Raw genomic sequence first — 22,140 nt, 5'->3', positions numbered from 1 at the left:
TCTTGAGAATACTTAGAATTTCAAAATCCCGCTATCTTGCGGGATTTTTTTATCTTTAGCCATATGAGAAAAATTATACTTAATGCCGCAATTTTTGCGGGAATTCTGGGCAGTGTAGCCTGCGGCTCCAACCAGGCGAGTTCAAATGAAACAATCATTTCTGCCCCGGCCCAAACCAAAGAGGTAACTTCTGAAATCTCCCGGGCCGAAATCACTTCACTTATGAATTACCTGGCATCTGATGAGCTTAGAGGCCGGGAAACCGGGACCGAAGGCATTCAACTCGCAGCCGATACGATTACTGCTATTTTTGAGAATTATGGGCTTAAGCCATACTATGAAAGTTTTGAAGATCATTTTAAGGCGAATGCTCTTGATGCTTATAATATTGTTGGCCTGGTGGAGGGTAGTGATCCAGATTTAAAAGATGAATTCATCATTATTGGGGCACATTACGACCATATTGGAGAAGGCAGGGAGGTAGATGGAGATCTCATTGCAAACGGAGCCAACGATAATGCTTCGGGAACTGTGGCGGTGGTAGAATTGGCCAAGCATTTTGCACAAACCAATTCAAACGGGCGCAGCTTGTTATTTGTTCTTTTTTCGGCTGAAGAAATGGGCCTACAGGGTTCCAGGGCACTAGCGAAGAAAATGAAAGAAGAAGACCTGAACCTTTATGCCATGCTTAATTTTGAAATGATTGGCGTGCCTATGCAGGATAAAGATTACCTGGCTTATATCACCGGGTACCAAATGTCTAACCTGGCTGATAAATTCAACGAATATTCTGAAGATAATGTGCTGGGATTTTTGCCACAGGCCGGGGAGTATCAGCTTTTCCGCAGAAGTGATAATTTTCCGTTTTACCAGGAATTTGGAGTGCCGGCTCAAACCGTATGCACCTTCGATTTTACCAATTATGAATATTATCATCACGTAAGCGATGAAACTCAATATATGAATTACGCTCATATGCAGGAAGTCATTGAAAAAATGATCCCGGGAATTACAAAAATGAGTAAGACCAGCGAGCAGGAAATCAAAATGACTCAGGAATGAAGCATATTGTTATTACAGGAACCAGTAGGGGTATTGGCTTTGAACTGGTAAGGATTTTTGCTGAAAAAGGGCATAGGGTTCTGGCGCTTTCAAGAAATTCTGAAAGTGTAGGAAGTCTCAACCTGGAAAACGTAACCAACTTTTCTTGTGATATCACCAATCCAAAAGACCTGGAAAAGGCAGCTTCCATAATTAAAGAAGACTGGCCACAGGTAGATGTGCTTATCAATAATGCCGGGGCTTTAATTAATAAGCCTTTCGAGGAAATCACTTCCGCAGAATTTAACCTGGTTTATAATACCAATGTTTTTGGGGTTATTGAACTTACTAAAAGCTTGTTGCCTTTTATGAAAACCAGTTCTCACGTGGTGAACATAAGCACTATGGGCGGGGTTCAGGGCAGTGTGAAATTCCCGGGGCTTTCGGCTTATAGCTCCAGCAAAGCTGCTGTTATTACACTTACCGAATTACTGGCAGAAGAGTATAAAGAAACCGGTCCTTCATTTAACGTGCTGGCCCTTGGAGCCGTACAAACCGAAATGCTCGAGGAAGCCTTCCCCGGGTATAAAGCGCCGGTTTCTGCCCGTGAAATGGCTGAATATATAGCCGAATTCAGCTTGACCGGGAACAAATTCTACAACGGAAAATTATTACAGGTTTCTAACAGCACACCATAAAATATGAAGCAGGTACTTGAGAAATATCTTCCTCTGCACGCGGTGAATCCCTTATATGAAATGATAAAGGAAAATCACGTGCATCTCAAGATCGTAAACGAACGCAAAACCCGGCACGGAGATTACCGAAGAATGCCCGACGGTACCCAGCAAATCACGGTAAATGCAAATCTTAATAAGTACCGATTTCTCATTACTTTAGTGCACGAAATCGCTCATTTGGTAGCCTTTGAAAAATATGGGCGTCAAATTAAACCTCACGGGGAGGAGTGGAAGCATAGCTTTAGATACCTTATGTTGCCCTTTATAAGGCCCGAAATTTTTCCGCAGGCTTTACTGCCCCTTATTGCAAGGCATTTCAGGAATCCGCGGGCCAGTAGTGATACCGATGCTAAATTGAGTGTAGCTCTTAAAAGTTATGATCCCGAGAATGATAAAAACTATATTTTTGAAATTCCTTCGGGCGGAATTTTTAGAATTTATAATGGAAAAACATTTCAAAAAGGCCCAAAACGGATTAAAAGATACGAGTGCCTGGAGATTGATACCGGCAGGATTTATTTATTTCAGCCCAATGCCGAGGTAGAACTGCTTAAAGCCTAATGTATGACCAATAAAAATTATTATGCTATACTAATGGCCGGGGGAGTGGGTTCCCGTTTCTGGCCTATGAGTACGCAGGCGCATCCCAAGCAGTTCCACGATATTTTAGGAACCGGGAGGAGTTTGCTTCAACATACCTTTTCCAGACTTCAGAAAATCATTCCGCCAGAAAATATTTACATTCTTACCAACGCTGAGTATGTAGATCTTGTAAAAGAACATTTGCCTGGAACCAAAGAGGAGCAAATCGTGGCCGAACCGGCTATGCGCAATACGGCTCCTGCTATTTTGCTGGGAGCGATGAAAATCAGGAAAAAAAATCGCGATGCCCTTATCCTGGTCGCCCCCAGCGATCATTGGATTAAGGGAGAAGATCTTTTTTCTGAAACGATTAAAACGGCATTTTCCTGTGTTGAAAATGAAGATAAACTTATTACCCTTGGGGTGAAGCCCACCAACCCAAATACGGGATATGGGTATATCAAATTTGATCCTGAAGATGCTGCAGAAATAAAAGAGGTAGAGCAGTTTACAGAAAAACCATTTTTGGAGAAGGCTAAAGAATTTCTCGAAGCCGGCAATTACGTATGGAATGCCGGGATTTTTGTTTGGAGCGCAAGCTATATTCTTGAGTGTTTTAAAGAATATTTGCCTGAAATGTACCGATTATTTGAAAAGGGACAGGAGCTTTTAAACACTGCTGAAGAACAAAACTTCCTCGATGCAAATTATGCTCAGGCCAATAATATCTCGATAGACTACGGGATATTAGAAAAAGCAGAAAACGTTTATGTGATCCCGGTAGAATTTCAATGGAACGATTTAGGCACCTGGGGTAGCCTGGAACGCGAGCTGGGGCAGGATGAGCAGGCTAATACGGTGGTAAATGCCAGATTGTTGTCCCAGGATGCCTCTGGAAACATCATAAGCACGGCTTCGGGAAAAGTCGTGGTGCTGGAAGGCCTGGAAGATTATATAGTTGTAGAAAGTGAAGATGTTTTGATGGTCGTTCCAAAATCTAAAGAACAATCTATCAAAGAGCTCAGGGAAAAAACCCTGGAGCGCTACGGAAAAAATCTGGGTTAAATCTATGGAAAATCAGGAAAATAAAGCTTCAGAAACACCTAAAAATAGCCAAAATAATGTGCAGGAATTAAGAAAAAATGCACAGGGCTTTTTTGAAAACCTGAAGCTCTTCTTTAAGGAGTTACTGGAAATTCGCGATGATACCGACAGGGAATCTACGGTTGAAGCGGTAAAGAAAGATATCTCGTTTAAAGGGCATAACGCCTGGATTTTGATTTTCTCAATCTTTGTGGCCTCTATTGGCCTAAACGTTTCGAGTACGGCCGTTGTAATTGGAGCGATGCTTATTTCTCCCTTAATGGGACCCATCGTGGGAGTGGGAATGGCTGTGGCGATCAACGACGTGGAAACCCTTAAAAAATCTATGGTTAACCTGGGGGTTATGGTTGGCCTAAGTGTGCTTACGGCTTTTTTATATTTTCTAATTTCTCCGGTTAAAGAAGAAACCCCTGAACTTGTAGCTAGAACTTATCCTACGATTCTTGATGTTCTGGTGGCGATTTTTGGTGGTTTGGCGTTAATAGTGGCCAAAACCAAAAAAGGAACTATTGCCAGTGTAATTATGGGGGTTGCCATTGCCACCGCTCTTATGCCTCCGCTGTGTACCGTGGGCTACGGCTTAGCCATCGCTAACTGGTCTTACGCGGGTGGCGCCTTGTACCTATTTTCAATCAATGCGGTATTTATAGCGCTTTCTACATTTTTGGTAACAAAATTACTGGGCTTCCCGCTGGTGAAATATGCCAACAGCCGTCGTCGCCGGCGTACTGCACAGGTGGCTTCAACCATCGCGATTATTGTGATGATTCCCAGTGTGATTTTATTTGTGAAATTGCTTCAAAAGCAATTATTCGAAACCAAAGCCAGGGAATTCATTTCACAGGTGGTGCGCTATAGCGGAAGCGAAACCATAAAATCTAACTACGATTTCGAATCTCAAAGAATAGAGGTTTATTTAATTGGGCAAAGAGTGCCGCAGGGAACTATAACCACCTGGAGCGAGCAGTTAGGCGGAATTGAAGCTTTAAAGGAAGCCGAATTGATCGTGCACCAGGGGGATCAGTCGGGAGATATGGCTCAGCTAAGCACCCAGGTGCGCAGCGGGATCCTGGAAGATCTATATGTGCGTAATCAGGAATTATTGGAAGATAAGGATGCAAAAATAAAATTGCTGGAAAGCGAGCTTTCTAAATACAGAGGAGAGCTTTTCTCCTTTAAAGATCTTAGCCAGGAGGCAAAGATCAATTATGAAGGTATTGAAAGTATTGGTTTTTCAAACCTGATCAGCACCAATTTTGAAAGAACCGATACCATACCTACTTTCACCATAACCTGGGATGAGAATCTTACATCAAGCCAGCGAAGAGTGGAAACTCAACGTGTAGAGCGCTGGTTGAAATTGAGGCTTAAGCTGGATACACTTGCAGTAAAAACTATGAACTAAAGACCTTTTAACTGTGCTTCTCTTACCTTTTGGAACAGGTTTGATGAGTATACAAAATCGGTAACGGTCTCATCATCGGTTTTAAAGATTTGAGATTTATCGCCTTTCCAGGCTAAAACGCCATCTTTTAAAAATGCGATTCTTTCTCCAATTTCCAACACCGAATTCATATCGTGCGTGATAATGATGGTCGTAATATCATATTCACGGGTGATCTCCTGAATTAGGTTATCGATAACAGTGGCAGTTTTTGGATCGAGTCCCGAGTTGGGTTCATCACAAAAAAGATATTTTGGCCTGTTTACTATAGCCCGGGCAATAGAAACCCGTTTTTGCATCCCTCCGCTTATTTCTGAAGGCATTTTGTTTTCAGAACCTTCCAGGTTTACCCGTTTTAAAACTTCCTTCACCCGCTTCAGCAACACCTTTTTCTTCTCGTTGGTAAACATTTGCAATGGGAATAGTACATTTTCTTCAACGGTCATGGAATCGAAAAGCGCCCCTCCCTGGAACACCATTCCTATCTTCTTACTAAGATCTTTTTTTTCGTCTTCGGTAAAATCGGCGTATGCTTTCCCGTCGTATTCTATCGAGCCCTGCTCGGGAGTAAAAATTCCTAGCATGCACTTTAGCAACACACTTTTCCCCGAGCCAGACTGGCCTATGATAAGATTGGTTTTTCCGCGTTCGAAAACATAATCGATTCCTTTAAGAATCTCCTCTCCTTCAAATTGTTTGTGCAGATTTTTTACTTCTATCATAGGTTTAGCTTAACAATAATTGAGTCACCACATAGTTGGTGATGATAATGGTAACACTGGTCCATACAAACGAAGTTGTACTGGCCTGTCCCACTTCAAGAGCGCCACCTTTCATGTAATATCCGTGATATGCGGGGATGGTGGCAAGTATGAAGGCAAATAAAAATGTTTTTATGAAAGCATAGGTAAGGTGAAAGCCTTCGAAATCGTCCTGCAGCCCCTGGATGAAATCATCGGGACCTACAAAGCCGCCAAAAACAGCTGCAGAATAAGCTCCCAGAATCCCTAAAAACATAGAAATCGCAATTACAAAGGGATAGGTGAGCATCGCAATAATTTTAGGGAAAATAAGATAATTCAGCGAATTGATTCCCATTACCTCCAGGGCATCTATTTGTTCTGTAACATTCATCGAACCAATGCTCGAGGTGATATAAGAGCCTACTTTCCCGGCCATAATGATCGAGATAAAAGTTGGCGCAAATTCAAGAATTACCGATTGTCTTGCAGCGAATGCCACCAGCGATTTTGGAATTAACGGGTTGGTAAGGTTGAGGGCTGTTTGAATCGCAACAACTCCTCCAATGAAGAAGGAGAGGAAAGCAACAATTCCAATCGAGCTGAAAATGAGATCATTAATTTCTTTAAAAATCAAACCTCTTAAAACCGATGGTTTGGTCATTCGGCCAAAAGTGCCTTTTAGCATTAAAAAATACTCTCCAATAGACTCTAGGTAGTTCATCCAGCGATTTTTGTAAAGCTAAAGTACTAAAAAATACAGCGAAAGTAATTAACGTTCATTTAAACTTTATGGCCCTGAGTTTAGTATTTTTGGAGTTCTCCAAAATTATAATTTACATGAAACGCTTATTTATTTTAGCAATCCTTGGCCTGTTTTTTATACCTGCAATGGCTCAAACTCAATCTAATGAAAAGCCAAAGCTCGTGGTTGGTATCGTAGTAGATCAAATGCGATACGATTATCTAACCCGGTTCTGGGATAGGTACGGGGATGAAGGTTTTAAACGCATGATCAACCAGGGCTTTAACTTTAAGAATAATCATTTTAATTATGTTCCAACCTACACCGGGCCGGGACACGCTTCTGTTTGGTCTGGCACCAGCCCTATGAACCACGGGATTATAGGAAATGGCTGGTTCGATAAGTTTACCGATGAATGGGTTTATTGCGCCGGTGATGATGAGGTAACTCCTGTGGGAACAAAAGATAAAGCAGGAAAAATGTCACCCCATAGAATGAAAACCACCAGCGTAGCCGATGAGAATCGCCTTTTTACCCAAATGCGCGGAAAAACTATAGGGGTTGCCCTTAAAGACCGGGGTTCTATTCTTCCTGCAGGGCATACCGCAAATGCCGCCTATTGGTTTCACGGAAAAAATGAGGGGAAATGGATTACCAGCTCCTGGTATATGAACGATTTACCACAGTGGGTGAAAGATTTCAATAAATCTGGAAAAGCCGATTCCTATTTCAAAACCTGGAATACCTTGTATGATATTGAAACCTATAAAGAAAGCGGTTCTGATCTTAACGAGTTTGAAGGCGGATTTGCGGGCAAGGAAACAGCCGATTTCCCTTATGACCTCAAAAAGCTAAAAGGAAAAAACGGAAATTATGAGATCATAAAAATCACCCCCTTTGGAAATGATTTAACTACAGAATTTGCGAAAGCAGCTGTTGAAGGCGAGCAATTAGGGCAGGATGACGATACCGACTTCCTCACCTTGAGTTTCTCAAGCACCGATTATATTGGCCATAATTTTGGAGTGAATTCCAAAGAAGTTCAGGATGCTTATTTGAGGTTAGATCAAAACATTGCCGATTTTCTGAAATTTCTCGATGAAAAGGTTGGCGAGGGAGAATACACCGTTTTTCTTACCGCCGATCACGGTGCGGTAGATGTACCGGCCTACTTACAATCTTTAAAGATTCCCGGTGGTCTTTTTGACGATACCGCGTTTAATGATAGCCTTAAAAGTTTTATTGCTGAAGATTTTAAGACTGAAGAATTGATAAAGCATATTTCTAATGGACAGGTTTTCTTCAACTATGAGAATATGAAAAAGGCTGAAATCGCCCAGAGAGACCTGGAAGATGCGGTAGCGGCTTATATTTTAAAGCAAAATCAAATAGACAAAGTGATTACCCGAAGCCAGCTTATGTCGGGAAGTTTTAATAACAGTATAGAAACCTCTCTGCAAAACGGCTGGCATCAAAGGCGAAGCGGAGATGTGGTTTTCGTGGTAAACCCGGCTACGATCGTTTATTCAAAAACCGGTTCAACCCATGGCAGCGGATTAACTTACGATACCCACGCTCCTTTATTGTTTTTTGGCGCCGGGATAAAGCAGGGGAGTACCTACCAACGTTCAGAAATTCCCGATATCGCCCCAACTATATCGGCTTTATTAGGAATTTCTTTTCCCAGTGGTGCCACCGGGCGACCATTAGATGTTATGTTGAGCGAATAATTAAAATAGTTTTCCTGCCATTTTTTTCCAACGCAGGTTTCTTATAAAACGGCCTTCTTCTGCTGATACCAGAAAGGGTCGTTTTTGTTTTTTAGCCTTAAAATATCCCTTAAGGTAATCTATTGTAAGCCCTGGTTTTCCTTTTTTAAAGGCCAGCTTTAACGAGGCTATCAATGTGATTAGAAATCTGTATCTAAGACTGTAAAAGGCCGCTCCCTGCTTTTCTCCTGAAGAATTTTGATAGGTGGCCCCGGTAGGTTTTAGATGCTTTACCAATAGCCTGGGGTCGGTTTTGATTTTCCAGCCGTGATAAACTGCCAGCAACTCATCTACAGTATCCCAGCCCATAGCCGGTTTTAGTTCACCTATGTCCAGGAAACACTGTTTTCTGTAAGCTTTAAGAGCCCCGCGAATATGATCTTTTCCGGTTAGATTTTCTATCTCCCAGGTATTATTCTTCTCGATGCTGCAAAAGCCACCTGCCATCCCAATTTTAGGATCGGCAGTAAAATGCTCAGCAAGTTTTTGAAGATAATTTTGAGGGAAAATAAGGTCTGCATCGAATTTGCAGATGATATCATAGTTTTCATCCAGCCTTTCTAAACCGAGATGAAATGCCCGAATAACCTTGCTGCCGGGCAAATGCTGGTCGTCGCTTTGAGATTTAACCAAAGAAACAAAGGCATACTTTTCTGAAAATTGCTGCGTTATTTGTGTGGTGGCATCATTAGAATTGTCGTCTACCACTACGATACGGGCCGGCAGTAAAGTTTGTTGGCATAAAGAAGTTAGCGTTTTTCCAATAAATTCAGCTTCGTTATGCGCGGGAATTACGATATAAAACTTCAATCTGGCCGGGTTTTTAATTCACTGGGCAAGATAATCAATACTGGTATACTATGGCATTGATATTCATCCCGGCGCCAACGCTGGCAAACATAACCACATCTTCCTTTTCCAGGTGTTGATCGGCGATCTTATTTTTTCTCACTAAATCAAAGAGTGTGGGTACTGTAGCAACACTGCTGTTGCCCAATTCCTGAATGGTCATAGGCATAACTTTATCGGGAACCGGCTGCTTAAACATTCGGTAAAAACGCTTAATGATAGCATCATCCATCTTTTCGTTGGCCTGATGAATAAAAATCTTTTTTAGGTCGCCAATGTCCTTGCCGCTTTTTTCCAGGCAGGATTTCATCGCCGCCGGCACCTGGCTCAAAGCGAATTCATAGATCTTGCGACCATTCATTTTTATATATCGAATATCTTTTGGCGCTCCTGAATTATTCGATTTTCCGAAGTAAATATAATTGGCTTCGCTAAAACTGTAAGTGGCAGTTTCGTGCGCCAGGATACCCCCGGCTTCTTCAGAAACTTCCAAAACCGCTGCTCCGGCACCATCAGAAAAAATCATCGAATCCCTGTCGTGATGATCTACCACGCGCGAAAGCGCTTCGGCACCAATCACCAGGCATTTTTTGGCCATACCGGCTTTGATAAAAGCCTGCGCCTGAATCATTCCCTCAATCCAGCCCGGGCAACCAAAAAGCACATCATAACAAACACACCGCGGATTTTTAATTCGTAAATTATATTTCACACGGGTTGCCAAACTCGGTACGGTATCACTCTGTAGATTCCCTGCCTTAACATCGCCATAGTTATGTGCCACGATGATGTAATCAAGGGTTTCAGGATCGATATTGGAGTCTTTTATCGCGCTTTGAGCCGCCAGGGTCGCAATATCTGAGGTGTTTAAATTTTCTTCAATATAGCGCCTTTCTTCAATGCCGGTAATAGCCTTGAATTTCTCGATGGTGGTTTTATTATCGTGCGGAAATCCCGTGCCATCAATATTCAAAAACTCGTGCTGCTGAAAATCTGAATTTTTAGTAATAACATTCGGAATATAACTCCCTGTTCCACTTATTCTTATGCTCATAGCTTTAGGACGCTTTATAATAATAACTAAAATACTAAAATGCCTGAAAAAAGCCTTCTAATCGAAATTTAATTTTCGAAAATCTCAAATATAAAAAAGGCGGAACCCGAGGTTCCGCCTTAAGGAATTAAGCTTCCATATATTCTTCCAGCGGGGGGCAGGAGCACATGAGATTTCGGTCTCCAAAGGCTTCATCTACCCGGCGTACTGTTGGCCAGAATTTATTATCTTCAAGATACTCTATAGGATAAGCAGCCTTTTGCCTGCTGTAAGGGAACTTCCACTCATTTGCGGTTAACATATGAATGGTATGAGGGGCGTTTTTAAGCACATTTTCCTCATCTCCTTCTTCGATTTCATAAATTTCCTGTCGAATTGAAATCAGCGCATCGCAGAATCTGTCAAGTTCGGCTTTGCTTTCACTTTCGGTAGGCTCTATCATCATGGTTCCGGCAACCGGGAAAGAAACCGTAGGCGCGTGGAAACCATAATCTATAAGTCGTTTAGCGATATCTACCACTTCAATTCCCTTAGCTTTAAAAGGACGGCAATCCAGAATCATTTCGTGAGCTGCTCTTCCACGCTCCCCCGAGTAAAGGGTTTTGTAATGTTCCTTCAGTCTTTCCTTGATATAATTTGCATTCAGGATGGCATATTCGGTCGCTTTTTGAAGACCTTTGCTTCCAAGCATTTTTATGTATCCGTAAGAAATCAAACATACCAAAGACGAACCCCAGGGAGCTGAAGAAATCGCTCCGATGGCATTTTCTCCGCCGGTTTTAATCACCGGGTTTCCGGGAAGGAAAGGAGCCAATTGGCTGGCCACACAAATAGGGCCTACTCCCGGGCCTCCACCTCCGTGAGGAATAGCAAAGGTTTTATGCAGGTTGAGGTGACAAACATCGGCTCCAATCACACCGGGGTTGGTAAGGCCTACCTGGGCATTCATATTGGCACCATCCATATAAACCTGGCCTCCGTTGTCGTGAATAATCTTGGTAATTTCCTTAATGGCCGATTCAAATACTCCGTGAGTTGAAGGATAAGTAACCATTAAAGCTGCAAGATTATCTTTGTACTTGATAGCCTTTTCTCTAAGGTCGTCTACGTCTATATTTCCGTTTTCTGAAGCCTTGGTCACCACTACCTTCATTCCCGCCATTACAGCTGAAGCAGGATTGGTCCCGTGAGCCGAGGAGGGAATCAGGCAGATATTTCTATGAGCTTCGCCTCTAGATTCGTGATACGCTCTAATCACCATCAAACCGGCATATTCTCCCTGTGCTCCAGAATTTGGCTGAAGCGAGGTTGCGGTAAATCCGGTGATTTCGGTAAGTTGCTCTTCAAGTTTCTTTAAAACGATCTGGTAACCTTCTGCCTGTTCTACCGGTACAAATGGGTGAATATTTCCCCACTGCGGATTACTTAAAGGCAACATTTCTGAAGCGGCGTTTAGTTTCATTGTGCAGGACCCCAAAGAGATCATGGAATGATTTAGGGAAAGATCCTTGCGCTCCAGCTTTTTGATATATCGCATCAATTCGGTTTCTGAATGATACGAATTGAAAACCGGATGCGTCATGAATTCGGTTTTTCTTGCCAATCGAGCAGGAATTTTCTCTTCCTCACTTAAGGCTTTTAATTCTTCTGAAGTCTTTGAAGACAATTCAGTAAAAACTGAAATTATAGCATTAAGATCCTCTAGGGTTGTGGTCTCGTTCAGCGAAATAAGTGCAGTTTCAGCATCGGGGTAATAGAAATTGATTTCATTGGCTTCAGCCAGTTTTTTCAATTTCCCGGCATCAACCTTCACCTGAAGCGTATCAAAATAGGCTGAATTAAGCTGCTCAAAACCAAGTTCCTTTAAAGCCTTCTCAAGACTTACCGCAGAGGCGTGTACTGTGTCGGCTATGTATTTTAGTCCGTTAGGTCCGTGGTATACGGCATACATTCCTGCCATAACGGCTAAAAGCACCTGGGCGGTACAGATATTTGATGTCGCCTTATCGCGTTTAATATGTTGCTCCCTGGTTTGCAGGGCCATTCTTAGAGCACGATTCCCGTCAAGGTCTTTGGTTACTCCAATAATACGACCTGGCAGGTTTCTTTTATATTCTTCTTTGGTGGCAAAATAAGCCGCGTGAGGCCCGCCATAACCAAGCGGAATTCCAAATCGCTGGGTGGTACCTACCACCACATCTACCCCAAGTTCTCCGGGTGCCTGTAATTTCACAAGGCTTAAAATATCGGCTGCTACGGCAACTTTAATTCCTGCATTATTGCAGTTTTCGACAAAAGCGGCATAGTCATAAACCTGTCCGGTTTTGCCGGGGTACTGAAGCAAGGCTCCAAAAAAGCTTTCAGAAAAATCAAAATTTTCGTGATTTCCAACTACGATCTCTATTCCCTGAGATTCAGCCCGGGTTTTGATGAGGTCTATACTTTGAGGCAGTACCTCTTCAGAAACAAAAAATTTATTTACATCATTTTTTTTCTGATCTCTGTTACGAACTGCGTAAAGCAAGGCAATTGCCTCGGCAGCTGCGGTAGATTCGTCAAGCAGGGAAGCATTGGCGATTTCCATCCCGGTAAGATCGCTTACCATGGTTTGAAAATTCAACAGGGCTTCCAAACGACCCTGGGCGATCTCAGCCTGGTAAGGAGTATAAGCCGTGTACCAACCCGGATTTTCCAAAATATTACGCTGAATCACCGCAGGTAAAATTGCCTGATGGTAACCTAAACCGATATAAGTTTTAAAAACCTTGTTTTTAGCGGCCAGTTTTCCAATATGTTCGGCATATTGATTTTCGCTTAAAGCCGGCTCAAGGTTTAAGGGTGATTTTAACCTGATATCGTCGGGGATGGTTTCGTATATTAATTGTTCGAGAGTGTCTACGCCTATGGTTTGAAGCATCTCCTGGAGATTGCTGTCTTTAGGGCCAATATGGCGAAGCGCGAAAGAATCTGTTCTCATTAAAATGGTGTTGTGTTTTGTGCTGCGAAATTACATATTTTAAACGTAAATTTTTACTATTTAAGCCTTTAGACTGTTAAGATTTTAGATTGGAAAAATTGGTGTTTTTCGATTGCGTATTTTCGTTGTATGAAATTTCTTAAAAGCCTTTTTAATTTCTACATTAACAGCAGTATGCACGTGGCCCTGGCGGTGGTTTCGCTGGCCTGTTTGTTTTTTCTGGAATTCAATCTTGAAGTAGATTTTAAATTGCTTTGCTTTATTTTCTTCGGAAGCATAACCGGGTATAATTTTGTAAAGTATGCCGAAGTCGCCGGCCTGCACCATAAAAGTCTGGCCAGGAACCTCAGGCTCATTCAAATTTTCTCGTTTTTTAGCTTTTTGGCTTTGATTGGGTTTGCCTTTCAGCAGGATTTTTCGGTGATATTAGCTTCAGGGTTTCTGGGCCTGCTTACCCTACTTTATGCTTTGCCGGTATTTAAAGGAAATAATTTACGCAGTCTTGCCGGCTTAAAGATTTTTATTATTTCTCTGGTTTGGGGAGGAGTGGTGGTGTTATTGCCATTTTTTGCATCTTTTCCTGAAATTTCAATAACTACGCTGGCACTCGATTTTTTTCAAAAAATGATCTTTGTTTTGGTGATTACGCTGCCTTTTGAAATTAGGGATTTAGCTTATGATGAAACCGGACTGGGGACACTCCCGCAACAATTCGGAATTAAAAAAACAAAGCTATTGGGAAGTTTTTTGCTGATTTTGATTCTAATTCTGGAGATTTTGAACGGCTTTCAGGTTCTCAATTTTCTTCCCGTTTTAATAGTTTGTATTGCTGCCGGGATGTTTTTAATAAATTCAGAAAAGGATCAAAGCAAATATTTTGCTTCGTTCTGGGTTGAAGCCTTACCAATACTTTGGTTATTGCTATGGCTGGTAACTAACTATTTTTTCTTGCCATAAAGTCCTGGATTTGCTGCTGAAAATTCTCCTTTTCAGCTTTGGTACAGGTTTTAATTTTCGCTTTTCTAAGCAGGTAGGTAAGCCTGGTATTAGTAACGGTGTAATGTCTACAGCTGTGGCAATAAGATAAATGAAGCAACATTCTGAACTTTTCTCTTAAGCTGGCTTCTCTGTATTGACTTTTATCGCAACAGTTTTGAGATCGTTTACATTTTGAAGAAAGCGATGTTTTTTTCTGCATATCAGAACCATTTTTTTTCGAGACAGGCCGCAAGGGCTGTTCGGGCCCGGTGTATAATAACCCAGAGGTTAGACGGGCTTATATTAAATTCATTACATACGGCTTCAGTTTCGGCCTCATCTATAGTTTTCATCTTAAAAATCGCGGCATGCTTTTCATTTATCGTGTCCAGGCATTCGAGTATAGCCAGGCCTAACTCGGTGTTTTCCATTTCATCTTCAGCGGTGCGATCAAATACATCGGCAACCTGTTCTTCTAGCCAATCTCCATCATTTTCGGCATCGCCATAATTAATTTTTACTTCAGCCTGGCCTTTTTGCGAATTGATCTTGCGATAATGGTCAATTATTTTTCTCTTTAAAATCGATACCAGCCAGGTGCGTTCAGTAGCCTTACCTTCAAAATTTGCAGCCGAATTTAATCCCGCCAGGAAGGTTTCGGAAACCAAATCTTTAGCCACCTCACGATCGTTCACACGGGCAATCGCGAAATTAAACAGATAATCGGCATATTTTTCTACCCACTTGTTAGGGTCTAGTTGGTGAACTCGCATATTATCTGGGGTATTAAATTACCCGGGGGTTTAGGTACAGGTTAATGCTACAATGGGGCTAAAGGACAAATCTTGCTCATTATAAATTTAGCAAAAAAGCAATCTCTCAAAGTTATAAAAAACATAAGTTTTAGGGCTTATATTAAAGAAGCCCCCGGAATTTAAATTTCGGAGGCTTCAGAATAATTGTTTAGACCAGGCCGGCCCGTTTAAGAAGGGCGTCGGGTTTGGGTTCTTTTCCGCGGAAGCGTTTATACAACACCATAGGATGTTCGGTTCCACCACGGGATAGAATATGATCTCTGAATTTTTGCGCGATCTCCTTATTGAAAATGCCGTTTTCCTGAAAATACTCAAAACTGTCGGCATCGAGAACTTCGGCCCATTTATAGGAATAATATCCGGCCGAGTACCCACCCTGGAAGATATGCGAAAAGGCAGTGCTCATACAATTTTCGGCTACTTCGGGATAGAGCCGGGTAGGTTCAAAAGCCCGTGTTTCGTGGGTTTTTACATCGGTGATTTCTGAAGGATCTATCGCGTGCCAGCTTAGATCCAGCATTCCAAAACTCAACTGGCGCAGCGTAGCCATTCCTTCCTGGAAATTAGCCGATTCTTTGATTTTTTGAACAAGTTCCATAGGAATAACTTCACCGGTTTTATAATGCCTGGCGAATAACTCCAGGGCTTCCTTTTCGTAACACCAGTTTTCCAGTACCTGGCTGGGTAATTCTACAAAATCCCAATATACATTGGCTCCCGAAAGGCTGGGGTAGGTGGTGTTGGCCAGCATCCCATGCAGGGCGTGCCCAAACTCGTGAAATAAGGTAGTTACCTCATTAAAAGTTAATAAAGAAGGTTGGGTTTTAGAAGGTTTGGTAAAATTGCAAACAATCGAAATATGCGGTCTTTCTTCTTTATTGTCTTTTAGATATTGAGGTTTATACCCGGTCATCCAGGCGCCATCACGCTTGCCGGGACGCGGGTGGAAATCGGCATAAAAAATTGCCAGTTCTTTTCCCGAATCATCGCTAACTTTATAGGTTTTTACATCTTCGTGATACTTATCGATGTCGTGGCGTTCTTCAAATTTCAACCCATATAACCTGCCCGAAATATCAAAAACCCCCTGAATTACATTTTCCAGTTTAAAATAGGGTTTAAGTTTTTCATCATCCAGGTCGAACAACTTTTGCTTAAGTTTCTCTCCATAATAGGCAGCATCCCATTTTTCTAAACGATCTATACCGTCGAGGTCTTTGGCAAATTGCTCCAATTGAGAAAACTCTCTTTGGGCGGCCGGTTTGGCTTTTACCAATAATTCCTGTAAAAATTCGCTAACTTTTTCGGGGGTTTCGGCCATTCGCTCCTGCAATACAAAATGAGCGTGAGTATCAAAACCTAATAAGCCGGCGCGTTTGTATCTCAATTTCACAATTTCCAATACGTTTTCACGGTTGTCGAGCTCATCACCATGAAATGCTTTCGCGCCAAAGGCCAGGGCCATTGTTTTGCGAAGTTCTCTGTTTTTCACATATTTCATAAAAGGAATGTAACTGGGGTATTCCAGCGTAAAAACCCATCCTTCCTTTTGCCTGCTTTCGGCTACAGTTTTAGCTTCTTCTTTGAAGCTTTCGGGTAGCCCTTCGAGTTCATTTTCATCGGTGATATGCAGTTCGAATTTATTGGTTTCGGCCAGCACGTTTTCTCCGAATTTCAGGCTTAGGGAAGACAATTTCTTGTCTATGTCCCGTAATTCCTGCTGTTTTTCTTTTGGGAGGTTGGCGCCGTTACGGGAAAAAGCCTTGAATTTACGATCCAGAAGTGTGCTTTGTTCCACATTTAGATCAAGTTGTTCTTTTTGTTCAAACACAGTTTTAATGCGCTTAAAGAGGTCTTCGTTTAGAATAATGTCATTTCTAAATTCAGATAGCAGGGGAGAGACCTCCTGGGCAACTTTCTGGATTTCTTCATTGGTCTCGGCCGAGTTGAGATTGAAAAAAATACTGGTTATTCTATCCAGCTTTTCTCCCGAAAATTCCAGGGCTTCGATGGTATTTTCAAAATTAGGTTTTTCCGGGTTTTGCGTTATCGCATTTATTTCTGCCCTGGCCAATTCTATAGCTCGAATAATAGCGGGTTTGTAATCTTCGGTTTTTATCTTTGAAAAAGGTGCCGTATCAAAATCCTTCAGCAATATATTTTCTTCTCTCATATTATTTTTTGACGTTTATCGAACATTTTTTAACTTAAAAGCTTTGATCTTTAAGTAAAGTGTATATCTTTGGGTCTTGAAGATTCCACAAAATCTTAAGCGTAACTTTTGAAGTTTTTCTGGATTAATATTTTAGAATGGTTAATAAATTATTTGCACAGATTTAAGAGCTTACGCCCTGGGAGCCACTTTAAGTGGCTCCTTTTTTTTATACATTATTCTTTTTTACCTCTTCTGCGCCTTCAATCACCTTTTGTTTTAGTCCTTCTTTATAGACCAAAATTTTATTCAAGGTGCATTTATCTGATGCGCCTATAATTTGAGCAGCCAAAATTCCTGCATTTTTAGCCCCATTTAATGCTACTGTAGCCACGGGAACTCCGCCCGGCATTTGCAAAATAGACAATACCGAATCCCAGCCATCTATAGAATTGCTGGATTTTACCGGTACACCAATTACCGGCAGCGGACTAAGAGACGCCACCATTCCCGGTAGATGCGCCGCTCCACCGGCCCCGGCGATAATAACCTTAATACCCCGTTCGTGAGCATTTTTACTGAAATCAAAAAGTTTTTCAGGGGTTCGGTGAGCTGAAACAATATCTACTTCAACCTCTACATCGAAACCTTTTAAAATATCGATAGCCTCCTGCATTACCGGCATATCGCTGGTACTGCCCATAATTACTGCTACTTTTCCCATATTGTAAAGCTTAATTTTTGCTTATTACCCTAATTGTGTTTTTAACCTTTTCGGCTAGTTTACGAGCCTCAGATAAATCTTTATGAACTATGGTTACGTGGCCCATTTTTCGAAACGGGCGGGTGATTTTTTTGCCATAAATATGCGGGCTAACCCCCGGTATTTTTAAAATTTCTGAAATATTTTGATACTCCACCTCCCCGGTATGGTCTTTATCCCCAACCAGGTTTACCATAATTCCGCCGAGTTTGCTTTCGGTACTGCCCAAAGGCAGGTCTAAAATAGCTCTCAGGTGTTGTTCAAACTGGTTGGTATACCCGGCTTCTATACTGTAGTGTCCGCTGTTATGAGGTCGTGGCGCTACTTCGTTTACCAGGATTTCATCATCCTTGGTTTGAAACATCTCTACGGCGAGCAGGCCCACATGTTCAAATGTTCTGGATACCTTCTCGGCTAATTTTCTTGCTTTTTCGGCAACTTTTTCATCGATACGTGCCGGGCAGATTACGTATTCTACCTGGTTGGCCGTAGGGTGAAACTCCATTTCTACCACAGGATAGGTTTTCACTTCCCCTGAAGCACTTCTTGCCACGATTACAGCAAGCTCGTTTTTGAAAGGAATCATAGTTTCGGCTATGCACTCTCCATCGGGTAATTTATTTAAATCGGCTTCAGATTTAATGACCGACACGCCTTTGCCATCGTAACCCCCGGTGGCGCTTTTCCAAACAAAAGGAAGATTTATTTTGTCTTCAGTTACCGCCTTTAACAATGCCTGCTTGTTTTCAAAAACTTCAAACTTTGCAGTAGGTATATTTTTTTCGGAATAGAATTTCTTTTGTGTTGCCTTGTTCTGAATTTTCTCAAGCGTTTCAGCCGAAGGCCAGGTTTTTATTCCTTCTTTTTCGAGTTGTCGCAAGGCTTTGATATTTACCCCTTCAATTTCGAAGGTGAGCACATCTACCTTTCTTCCGAAGTTAAGCACGGTCTCATAATCCATTAAATCACCCTGCTCAAAATGATTGCAGGCAATGCGGCTGGGGGCTTCGGTGCTGGGATCCAGCACGTGAGTGTGGATGTCGAATTTTCTGGTTTCGTAAAGCAGCATCTTGCCTAACTGGCCGCCACCTAAAATTCCAAGCTTAAAGCTGGAAGAGAAATAATTGGTCATTGTAAATAAGGCTTTAGGCAAAAATAATTTTTTAAGGTCAATTGCCCTATTTTTCAGGCATAAATCGGAAGGGGATACTCCTTAGGATTCCTTATCTTTGCCTCTTTAAATTTTTTAAGCCTTATGAAATTACACGATCTCGAATTTGAGCCTTATCTTTCTGAAGAAGAAATTACCCGGGCAATAGAACGAGTGGCCAAAGAATTAAATGAAGATTACAGAGGTGAAGTGCCGGTTTTTCTTGGGGTTTTAAATGGAGCTTTTATGTTTGCTTCAGAATTGATCAAAAGGTTTGATGGCGATTGTGAGGTGAGTTTCGTAAAGCTTGGCTCTTATGAAGGCACTCAAACCACCGGAAATGTAAAAACCCTTATGGGGCTTACTCAGTCTCTACAGGGAAGAAAGGTTATACTTATAGAAGATATCGTAGATACCGGGAATACTTTGGAGAGTATTTATCAAATTCTGGAGAAGGAAAAGGTAGCCGATTTTAAAGTGGTGAGTTTGTTCTTTAAACCCGAGGCTTATAAAAAAGATTTTAAGATAGAGTATGTGGGGATGGAAATTCCCGATAAATTTATAGTAGGTTTTGGCCTGGACTACGATGGTCTTGGAAGAAATCTTCGTGAAGTATTTAAACGCAAAGAAAATTAAGATGACTAATATAGTTTTATTTGGCCCTCCGGGAGCAGGAAAGGGAACCCAGGCGGCTTTCTTAAAAGAGAAATACGATCTGGTTCACATCTCTACCGGAGATGTCTTTAGGTATAACATCAAAAATGAAACAGCCCTGGGCTTAAGCGCCAAATCTTTTATGGACCAGGGAAAACTGGTGCCAGATGAGGTGACCATCGATATGCTAAAAGCCGAAGTTGAAAAAAACGAAGGCTGTAAGGGTTTCATTTTCGACGGATTTCCACGCACCGAGGCTCAGGCCATCGCTCTTCAGAATCTAATGGAAAGCAAGGGCACCGATATTAGCGCCATGGTGGCTTTGGAGGTTGAAGATGAGGTTTTAGTACAGCGATTGCTGGAACGCGGAAAAACTTCAGGTCGTCCCGATGATGCCGATGAAAGCGTAATTAGAAAGCGTATTAAGGTATATTACGATGAAACTGCTATTCTGAAAGAATTCTATAAAGCTCAGGATAAATATTATGGAGTTGATGGGGTAGGGAGCATTCCTGAAATTACCGAAAGACTTTGCCAGGTGATAGATTCACTGGTTGGCGAAAAGAATTTAAAATAGGCCCCGCTTATAAATTGAAACAATATGACTGAAGGTAATTTTGTAGATTACGTTAAAATTCACATTGCCTCCGGGAAAGGAGGTAAGGGCTCGGCTCACTTACACCGTGAAAAATACATCACTAAAGGTGGCCCCGATGGGGGTGACGGTGGTCGCGGCGGACACGTAATCGTTAAAGGCAATAAAAACCTTTGGACGTTGTTTCACCTCAAGTTTAAGAGACACATAAAAGCCGAACACGGCGGCAACGGTTCCAAGCAGCGCAGTACTGGAGCCGACGGTAGCGATGAATATATCGAAGTGCCGCTGGGTACAGTGATAAGGGATACCGACACCCAAAAAATACTTCACGAAATTACCGAAGACGGGCAGGAGATAATCGTAGCCGAAGGCGGGAAAGGAGGTTTGGGGAACTGGCATTTTAAAAGTTCTACCAATCAAACGCCCCGCTATGCCCAGCCAGGAATCGACGGGCAGGAGGTAGATATTACCTTAGAGTTGAAAGTGCTTGCCGATGTGGGGCTGGTGGGCTTCCCGAATGCCGGGAAATCTACCTTACTTTCAGTAATAACTGCGGCAAAACCTAAAATAGCCGATTACGAATTTACCACTCTAAAACCTAATCTTGGAATTGTTAAATACCGGGATTTCCAAACTTTTGTGGTTGCAGATATTCCCGGGATAATTGAAGGTGCTGCGGAAGGAAAAGGTATAGGGCATAGATTTCTTCGACATATTGAAAGAAATAGTACATTGTTGTTTCTTATCCCTGCCGATGCACCCGATATTCCTGAACAATATGAAATTCTATTGGATGAATTAAGGCGTTATAATCCGGAAATGCTGGATAAGGACAGGTTGATCGCTATCTCGAAAAGCGATATGCTGGATGATGAGTTAAAGGCCGAATTAAAGAGCGATCTTGACAGCCGGCTAGGAGCTCCCTATATTTTTATTTCTTCAGTAGCGCAACAGGGTCTTCAGGAATTAAAAGACAGGTTGTGGGAAATGCTTAATAAACAGCGTGTTTAAATCTTGTTAATCCCTACATCATAGCACTGATTTTTCTGTAATTTTAAGATGCAACGGAAAAATCAATATTATGAAAATTTCAAAATACATCATAATCGGCCTGCTTTTAGTGGGCTGTAATGCTCCCCGGGCAGTTTATGATTTCGATCCAGAGATAAACTTCAGAGGTTATAATACCTACGCCTATTTCCCCGAATTTCAAAGTGGGTTAAGTGAGCTGGATGAAAAAAGGCTCAAAAACAGCCTGCAACGACAGTTACAGGAAAAAGGATTGAACCTTAGTGATGAACCTCAAATTTATGTAAATGTCTATACCGACCAATTTAGGGATAATGCCTCCCGTAGCAATATTGGAGTTGGAGTAGGTGGCGGCAGCCGAAATGTTGGGGTAGGGGTTTCTGGAGGAATTCCAGTAGGTGGCCCCGAAACCATTATGCAATTCACTTTTGATTTTGTAGATGTAATTGAAGACTCTTTGGTGTGGCAGGCAGTTGTTGAAATTCAAATGAACCAAAACCAAAGCCCCGAAGACAGACAGGCTTTAATCGATAAGGTTATACAGAAAGCCCTGGAAGGTTATCCGCCCCGATAAGATTTTCAATTATAAATAAAAACAAAGGCCTGGGATTTATTCCGGGCCTTTGTTTTTTACCAGTTGCACCCAACTGCATATAGCCAGGCTACTTTGCTGAAGAAGGAGTGGAGTTAAGGGACTTATAGATTTCCCCACAGAGCAGGATTTTAAGCTATAGACGCCCCCTTTATAAGAGCCAGGGAGTTGTAGCCTCAGGAGGTAATGAAAGTTCTTAAAATCGAAGCATAAAAGAGGCCGTCTAAAAAGCTATTTTTTTAGACGGTTTTTTTTATTCTTGCTTTAGGTAACTTTGGAATGTTTTGGTTTTCGTTATTCGTTATGGGTTAAAAGTTAATAGGATGTTCCTACTCACTATACTAGAGTGAACTTTTTGAGGTTA

Annotated in this window: 21 protein-coding genes; 11 read left to right on the top strand and 10 right to left on the bottom strand. The window is 41.9% G+C overall.

Annotated features, from left to right (window positions below; all coding sequences use genetic code 11):
* Positions 1-63 precede the first annotated feature (63 nt).
* Genes ACW6QP_RS14880 through ACW6QP_RS14860 form a run of 5 tightly spaced genes read left to right on the top strand, consistent with a single transcriptional unit; the run spans position 64 to position 4,872 of the window.
* Positions 64-1,062 carry a M20/M25/M40 family metallo-hydrolase gene (locus tag ACW6QP_RS14880; protein WP_457911669.1) on the top strand — a complete coding sequence of 333 codons (999 nt, stop codon included), beginning with the start codon at positions 64-66 and terminating at the stop codon, positions 1,060-1,062.
* Complete coding sequence (locus ACW6QP_RS14875; RefSeq protein ID WP_457911668.1) at positions 1,059-1,739, top strand: SDR family NAD(P)-dependent oxidoreductase; 681 nt, start codon at positions 1,059-1,061, stop codon at positions 1,737-1,739. The genes ACW6QP_RS14880 and ACW6QP_RS14875 overlap by 4 nt, the downstream gene beginning before the upstream one ends.
* 3 nt (positions 1,740-1,742) lie before the next feature.
* Complete coding sequence (locus ACW6QP_RS14870) at positions 1,743-2,342, top strand: SprT-like domain-containing protein (RefSeq protein WP_457911667.1); 600 nt, start codon at positions 1,743-1,745, stop codon at positions 2,340-2,342.
* A gap of 3 nt (positions 2,343-2,345) precedes the next feature.
* Entirely contained in the window at positions 2,346-3,428 is a 1,083-nt protein-coding gene (locus tag ACW6QP_RS14865) for a mannose-1-phosphate guanylyltransferase (protein WP_457911666.1), read from the top strand.
* 4 nt (positions 3,429-3,432) lie between these two features.
* A complete protein-coding gene (locus ACW6QP_RS14860) occupies positions 3,433-4,872 on the top strand; it encodes a DUF389 domain-containing protein (protein ID WP_457911665.1) in 1,440 nt (479 codons plus the stop codon).
* Here the strand turns inward: ACW6QP_RS14860 and ACW6QP_RS14855 are convergent.
* On the bottom strand, positions 4,869-5,633 hold the full coding sequence (locus ACW6QP_RS14855; RefSeq protein WP_457911664.1) for an ABC transporter ATP-binding protein: 765 nt from the start codon (positions 5,631-5,633) through the stop codon (positions 4,869-4,871). The two genes, ACW6QP_RS14860 and ACW6QP_RS14855, sit on opposite strands and share 4 nt — an antisense overlap.
* Positions 5,634-5,637: 4 nt before the next feature.
* Complete coding sequence (locus tag ACW6QP_RS14850; RefSeq protein ID WP_457911663.1) at positions 5,638-6,375, bottom strand: MlaE family ABC transporter permease; 738 nt, start codon at positions 6,373-6,375, stop codon at positions 5,638-5,640.
* A gap of 116 nt (positions 6,376-6,491) precedes the next feature.
* Between ACW6QP_RS14850 and pafA the strand changes: the two genes are divergently transcribed.
* Positions 6,492-8,126 (top strand): alkaline phosphatase PafA, encoded by a 1,635-nt coding sequence (gene pafA / locus ACW6QP_RS14845; RefSeq protein WP_457911662.1) that lies wholly within the window; start codon positions 6,492-6,494, stop codon positions 8,124-8,126.
* Here pafA and ACW6QP_RS14840 read toward each other — a convergent pair whose 3' ends face one another.
* From ACW6QP_RS14840 to gcvP, 3 genes are all read right to left on the bottom strand, one after another.
* Positions 8,127-8,975, bottom strand: coding sequence for a glycosyltransferase (locus tag ACW6QP_RS14840; RefSeq protein ID WP_457911661.1), 849 nt, complete (start codon positions 8,973-8,975; stop codon positions 8,127-8,129). It abuts the gene before it with no gap.
* A 34-nt stretch (positions 8,976-9,009) separates the two neighbouring features.
* On the bottom strand, positions 9,010-10,068 hold the full coding sequence (locus ACW6QP_RS14835; protein ID WP_457911660.1) for a 3-oxoacyl-ACP synthase III family protein: 1,059 nt from the start codon (positions 10,066-10,068) through the stop codon (positions 9,010-9,012).
* Between the two features lie 127 nt (positions 10,069-10,195).
* Positions 10,196-13,045: an aminomethyl-transferring glycine dehydrogenase gene (gene gcvP / locus ACW6QP_RS14830; RefSeq protein ID WP_457911659.1), complete on the bottom strand. Its 2,850-nt coding sequence runs from the start codon at positions 13,043-13,045 to the stop codon at positions 10,196-10,198.
* 129 nt (positions 13,046-13,174) lie between these two features.
* Between gcvP and ACW6QP_RS14825 the strand changes: the two genes are divergently transcribed.
* A complete protein-coding gene (locus ACW6QP_RS14825) occupies positions 13,175-14,002 on the top strand; it encodes a hypothetical protein (protein WP_457911658.1) in 828 nt (275 codons plus the stop codon).
* Here ACW6QP_RS14825 and ACW6QP_RS14820 read toward each other — a convergent pair.
* The 5 genes from ACW6QP_RS14820 to ACW6QP_RS14800 form a co-directional block, all read right to left on the bottom strand.
* A complete protein-coding gene (locus ACW6QP_RS14820; RefSeq protein ID WP_457911657.1) occupies positions 13,980-14,243 on the bottom strand; it encodes a hypothetical protein in 264 nt (87 codons plus the stop codon). The two genes, ACW6QP_RS14825 and ACW6QP_RS14820, sit on opposite strands and share 23 nt — an antisense overlap.
* Position 14,244: 1 nt before the next feature.
* The gene (locus ACW6QP_RS14815) at positions 14,245-14,796 is read right to left on the bottom strand and encodes a sigma-70 family RNA polymerase sigma factor (protein ID WP_457911656.1); all 552 of its coding nucleotides are present in this window, start codon (positions 14,794-14,796) and stop codon (positions 14,245-14,247) included.
* 190 nt (positions 14,797-14,986) lie between these two features.
* Positions 14,987-17,011 (bottom strand): M3 family metallopeptidase, encoded by a 2,025-nt coding sequence (locus ACW6QP_RS14810; protein WP_457911655.1) that lies wholly within the window; start codon positions 17,009-17,011, stop codon positions 14,987-14,989.
* A 208-nt stretch (positions 17,012-17,219) separates the two neighbouring features.
* Positions 17,220-17,714, bottom strand: coding sequence for a 5-(carboxyamino)imidazole ribonucleotide mutase (gene purE, locus ACW6QP_RS14805; RefSeq protein ID WP_457911654.1), 495 nt, complete (start codon positions 17,712-17,714; stop codon positions 17,220-17,222).
* A gap of 10 nt (positions 17,715-17,724) precedes the next feature.
* Positions 17,725-18,885 (bottom strand): 5-(carboxyamino)imidazole ribonucleotide synthase, encoded by a 1,161-nt coding sequence (locus ACW6QP_RS14800; RefSeq protein ID WP_457911653.1) that lies wholly within the window; start codon positions 18,883-18,885, stop codon positions 17,725-17,727.
* A 123-nt stretch (positions 18,886-19,008) separates the two neighbouring features.
* Here ACW6QP_RS14800 and hpt point away from each other — a divergent pair, with 123 nt between their 5' ends.
* The 4 genes from hpt to ACW6QP_RS14780 all read left to right on the top strand — a co-directional run bounded on the left by hpt (position 19,009) and on the right by ACW6QP_RS14780 (position 21,758).
* Positions 19,009-19,539 (top strand): hypoxanthine phosphoribosyltransferase, encoded by a 531-nt coding sequence (gene hpt, locus ACW6QP_RS14795; RefSeq protein WP_457911652.1) that lies wholly within the window; start codon positions 19,009-19,011, stop codon positions 19,537-19,539.
* Position 19,540: 1 nt separating this feature from the next.
* Positions 19,541-20,134 (top strand): adenylate kinase, encoded by a 594-nt coding sequence (locus tag ACW6QP_RS14790; RefSeq protein WP_457911651.1) that lies wholly within the window; start codon positions 19,541-19,543, stop codon positions 20,132-20,134.
* 24 nt (positions 20,135-20,158) lie between these two features.
* Positions 20,159-21,166: a GTPase ObgE gene (obgE, locus tag ACW6QP_RS14785; protein ID WP_457911650.1), complete on the top strand. Its 1,008-nt coding sequence runs from the start codon at positions 20,159-20,161 to the stop codon at positions 21,164-21,166.
* 70 nt (positions 21,167-21,236) lie between these two features.
* The gene (locus tag ACW6QP_RS14780) at positions 21,237-21,758 is read left to right on the top strand and encodes a DUF4136 domain-containing protein (RefSeq protein ID WP_457911649.1); all 522 of its coding nucleotides are present in this window, start codon (positions 21,237-21,239) and stop codon (positions 21,756-21,758) included.
* Positions 21,759-22,140: the final 382 nt, after the last annotated feature.

It is taken from the genome of Salegentibacter haimaensis, from assembly GCF_054121495.1.
This window is presented reverse-complemented; position numbering and strand designations above follow the sequence as displayed.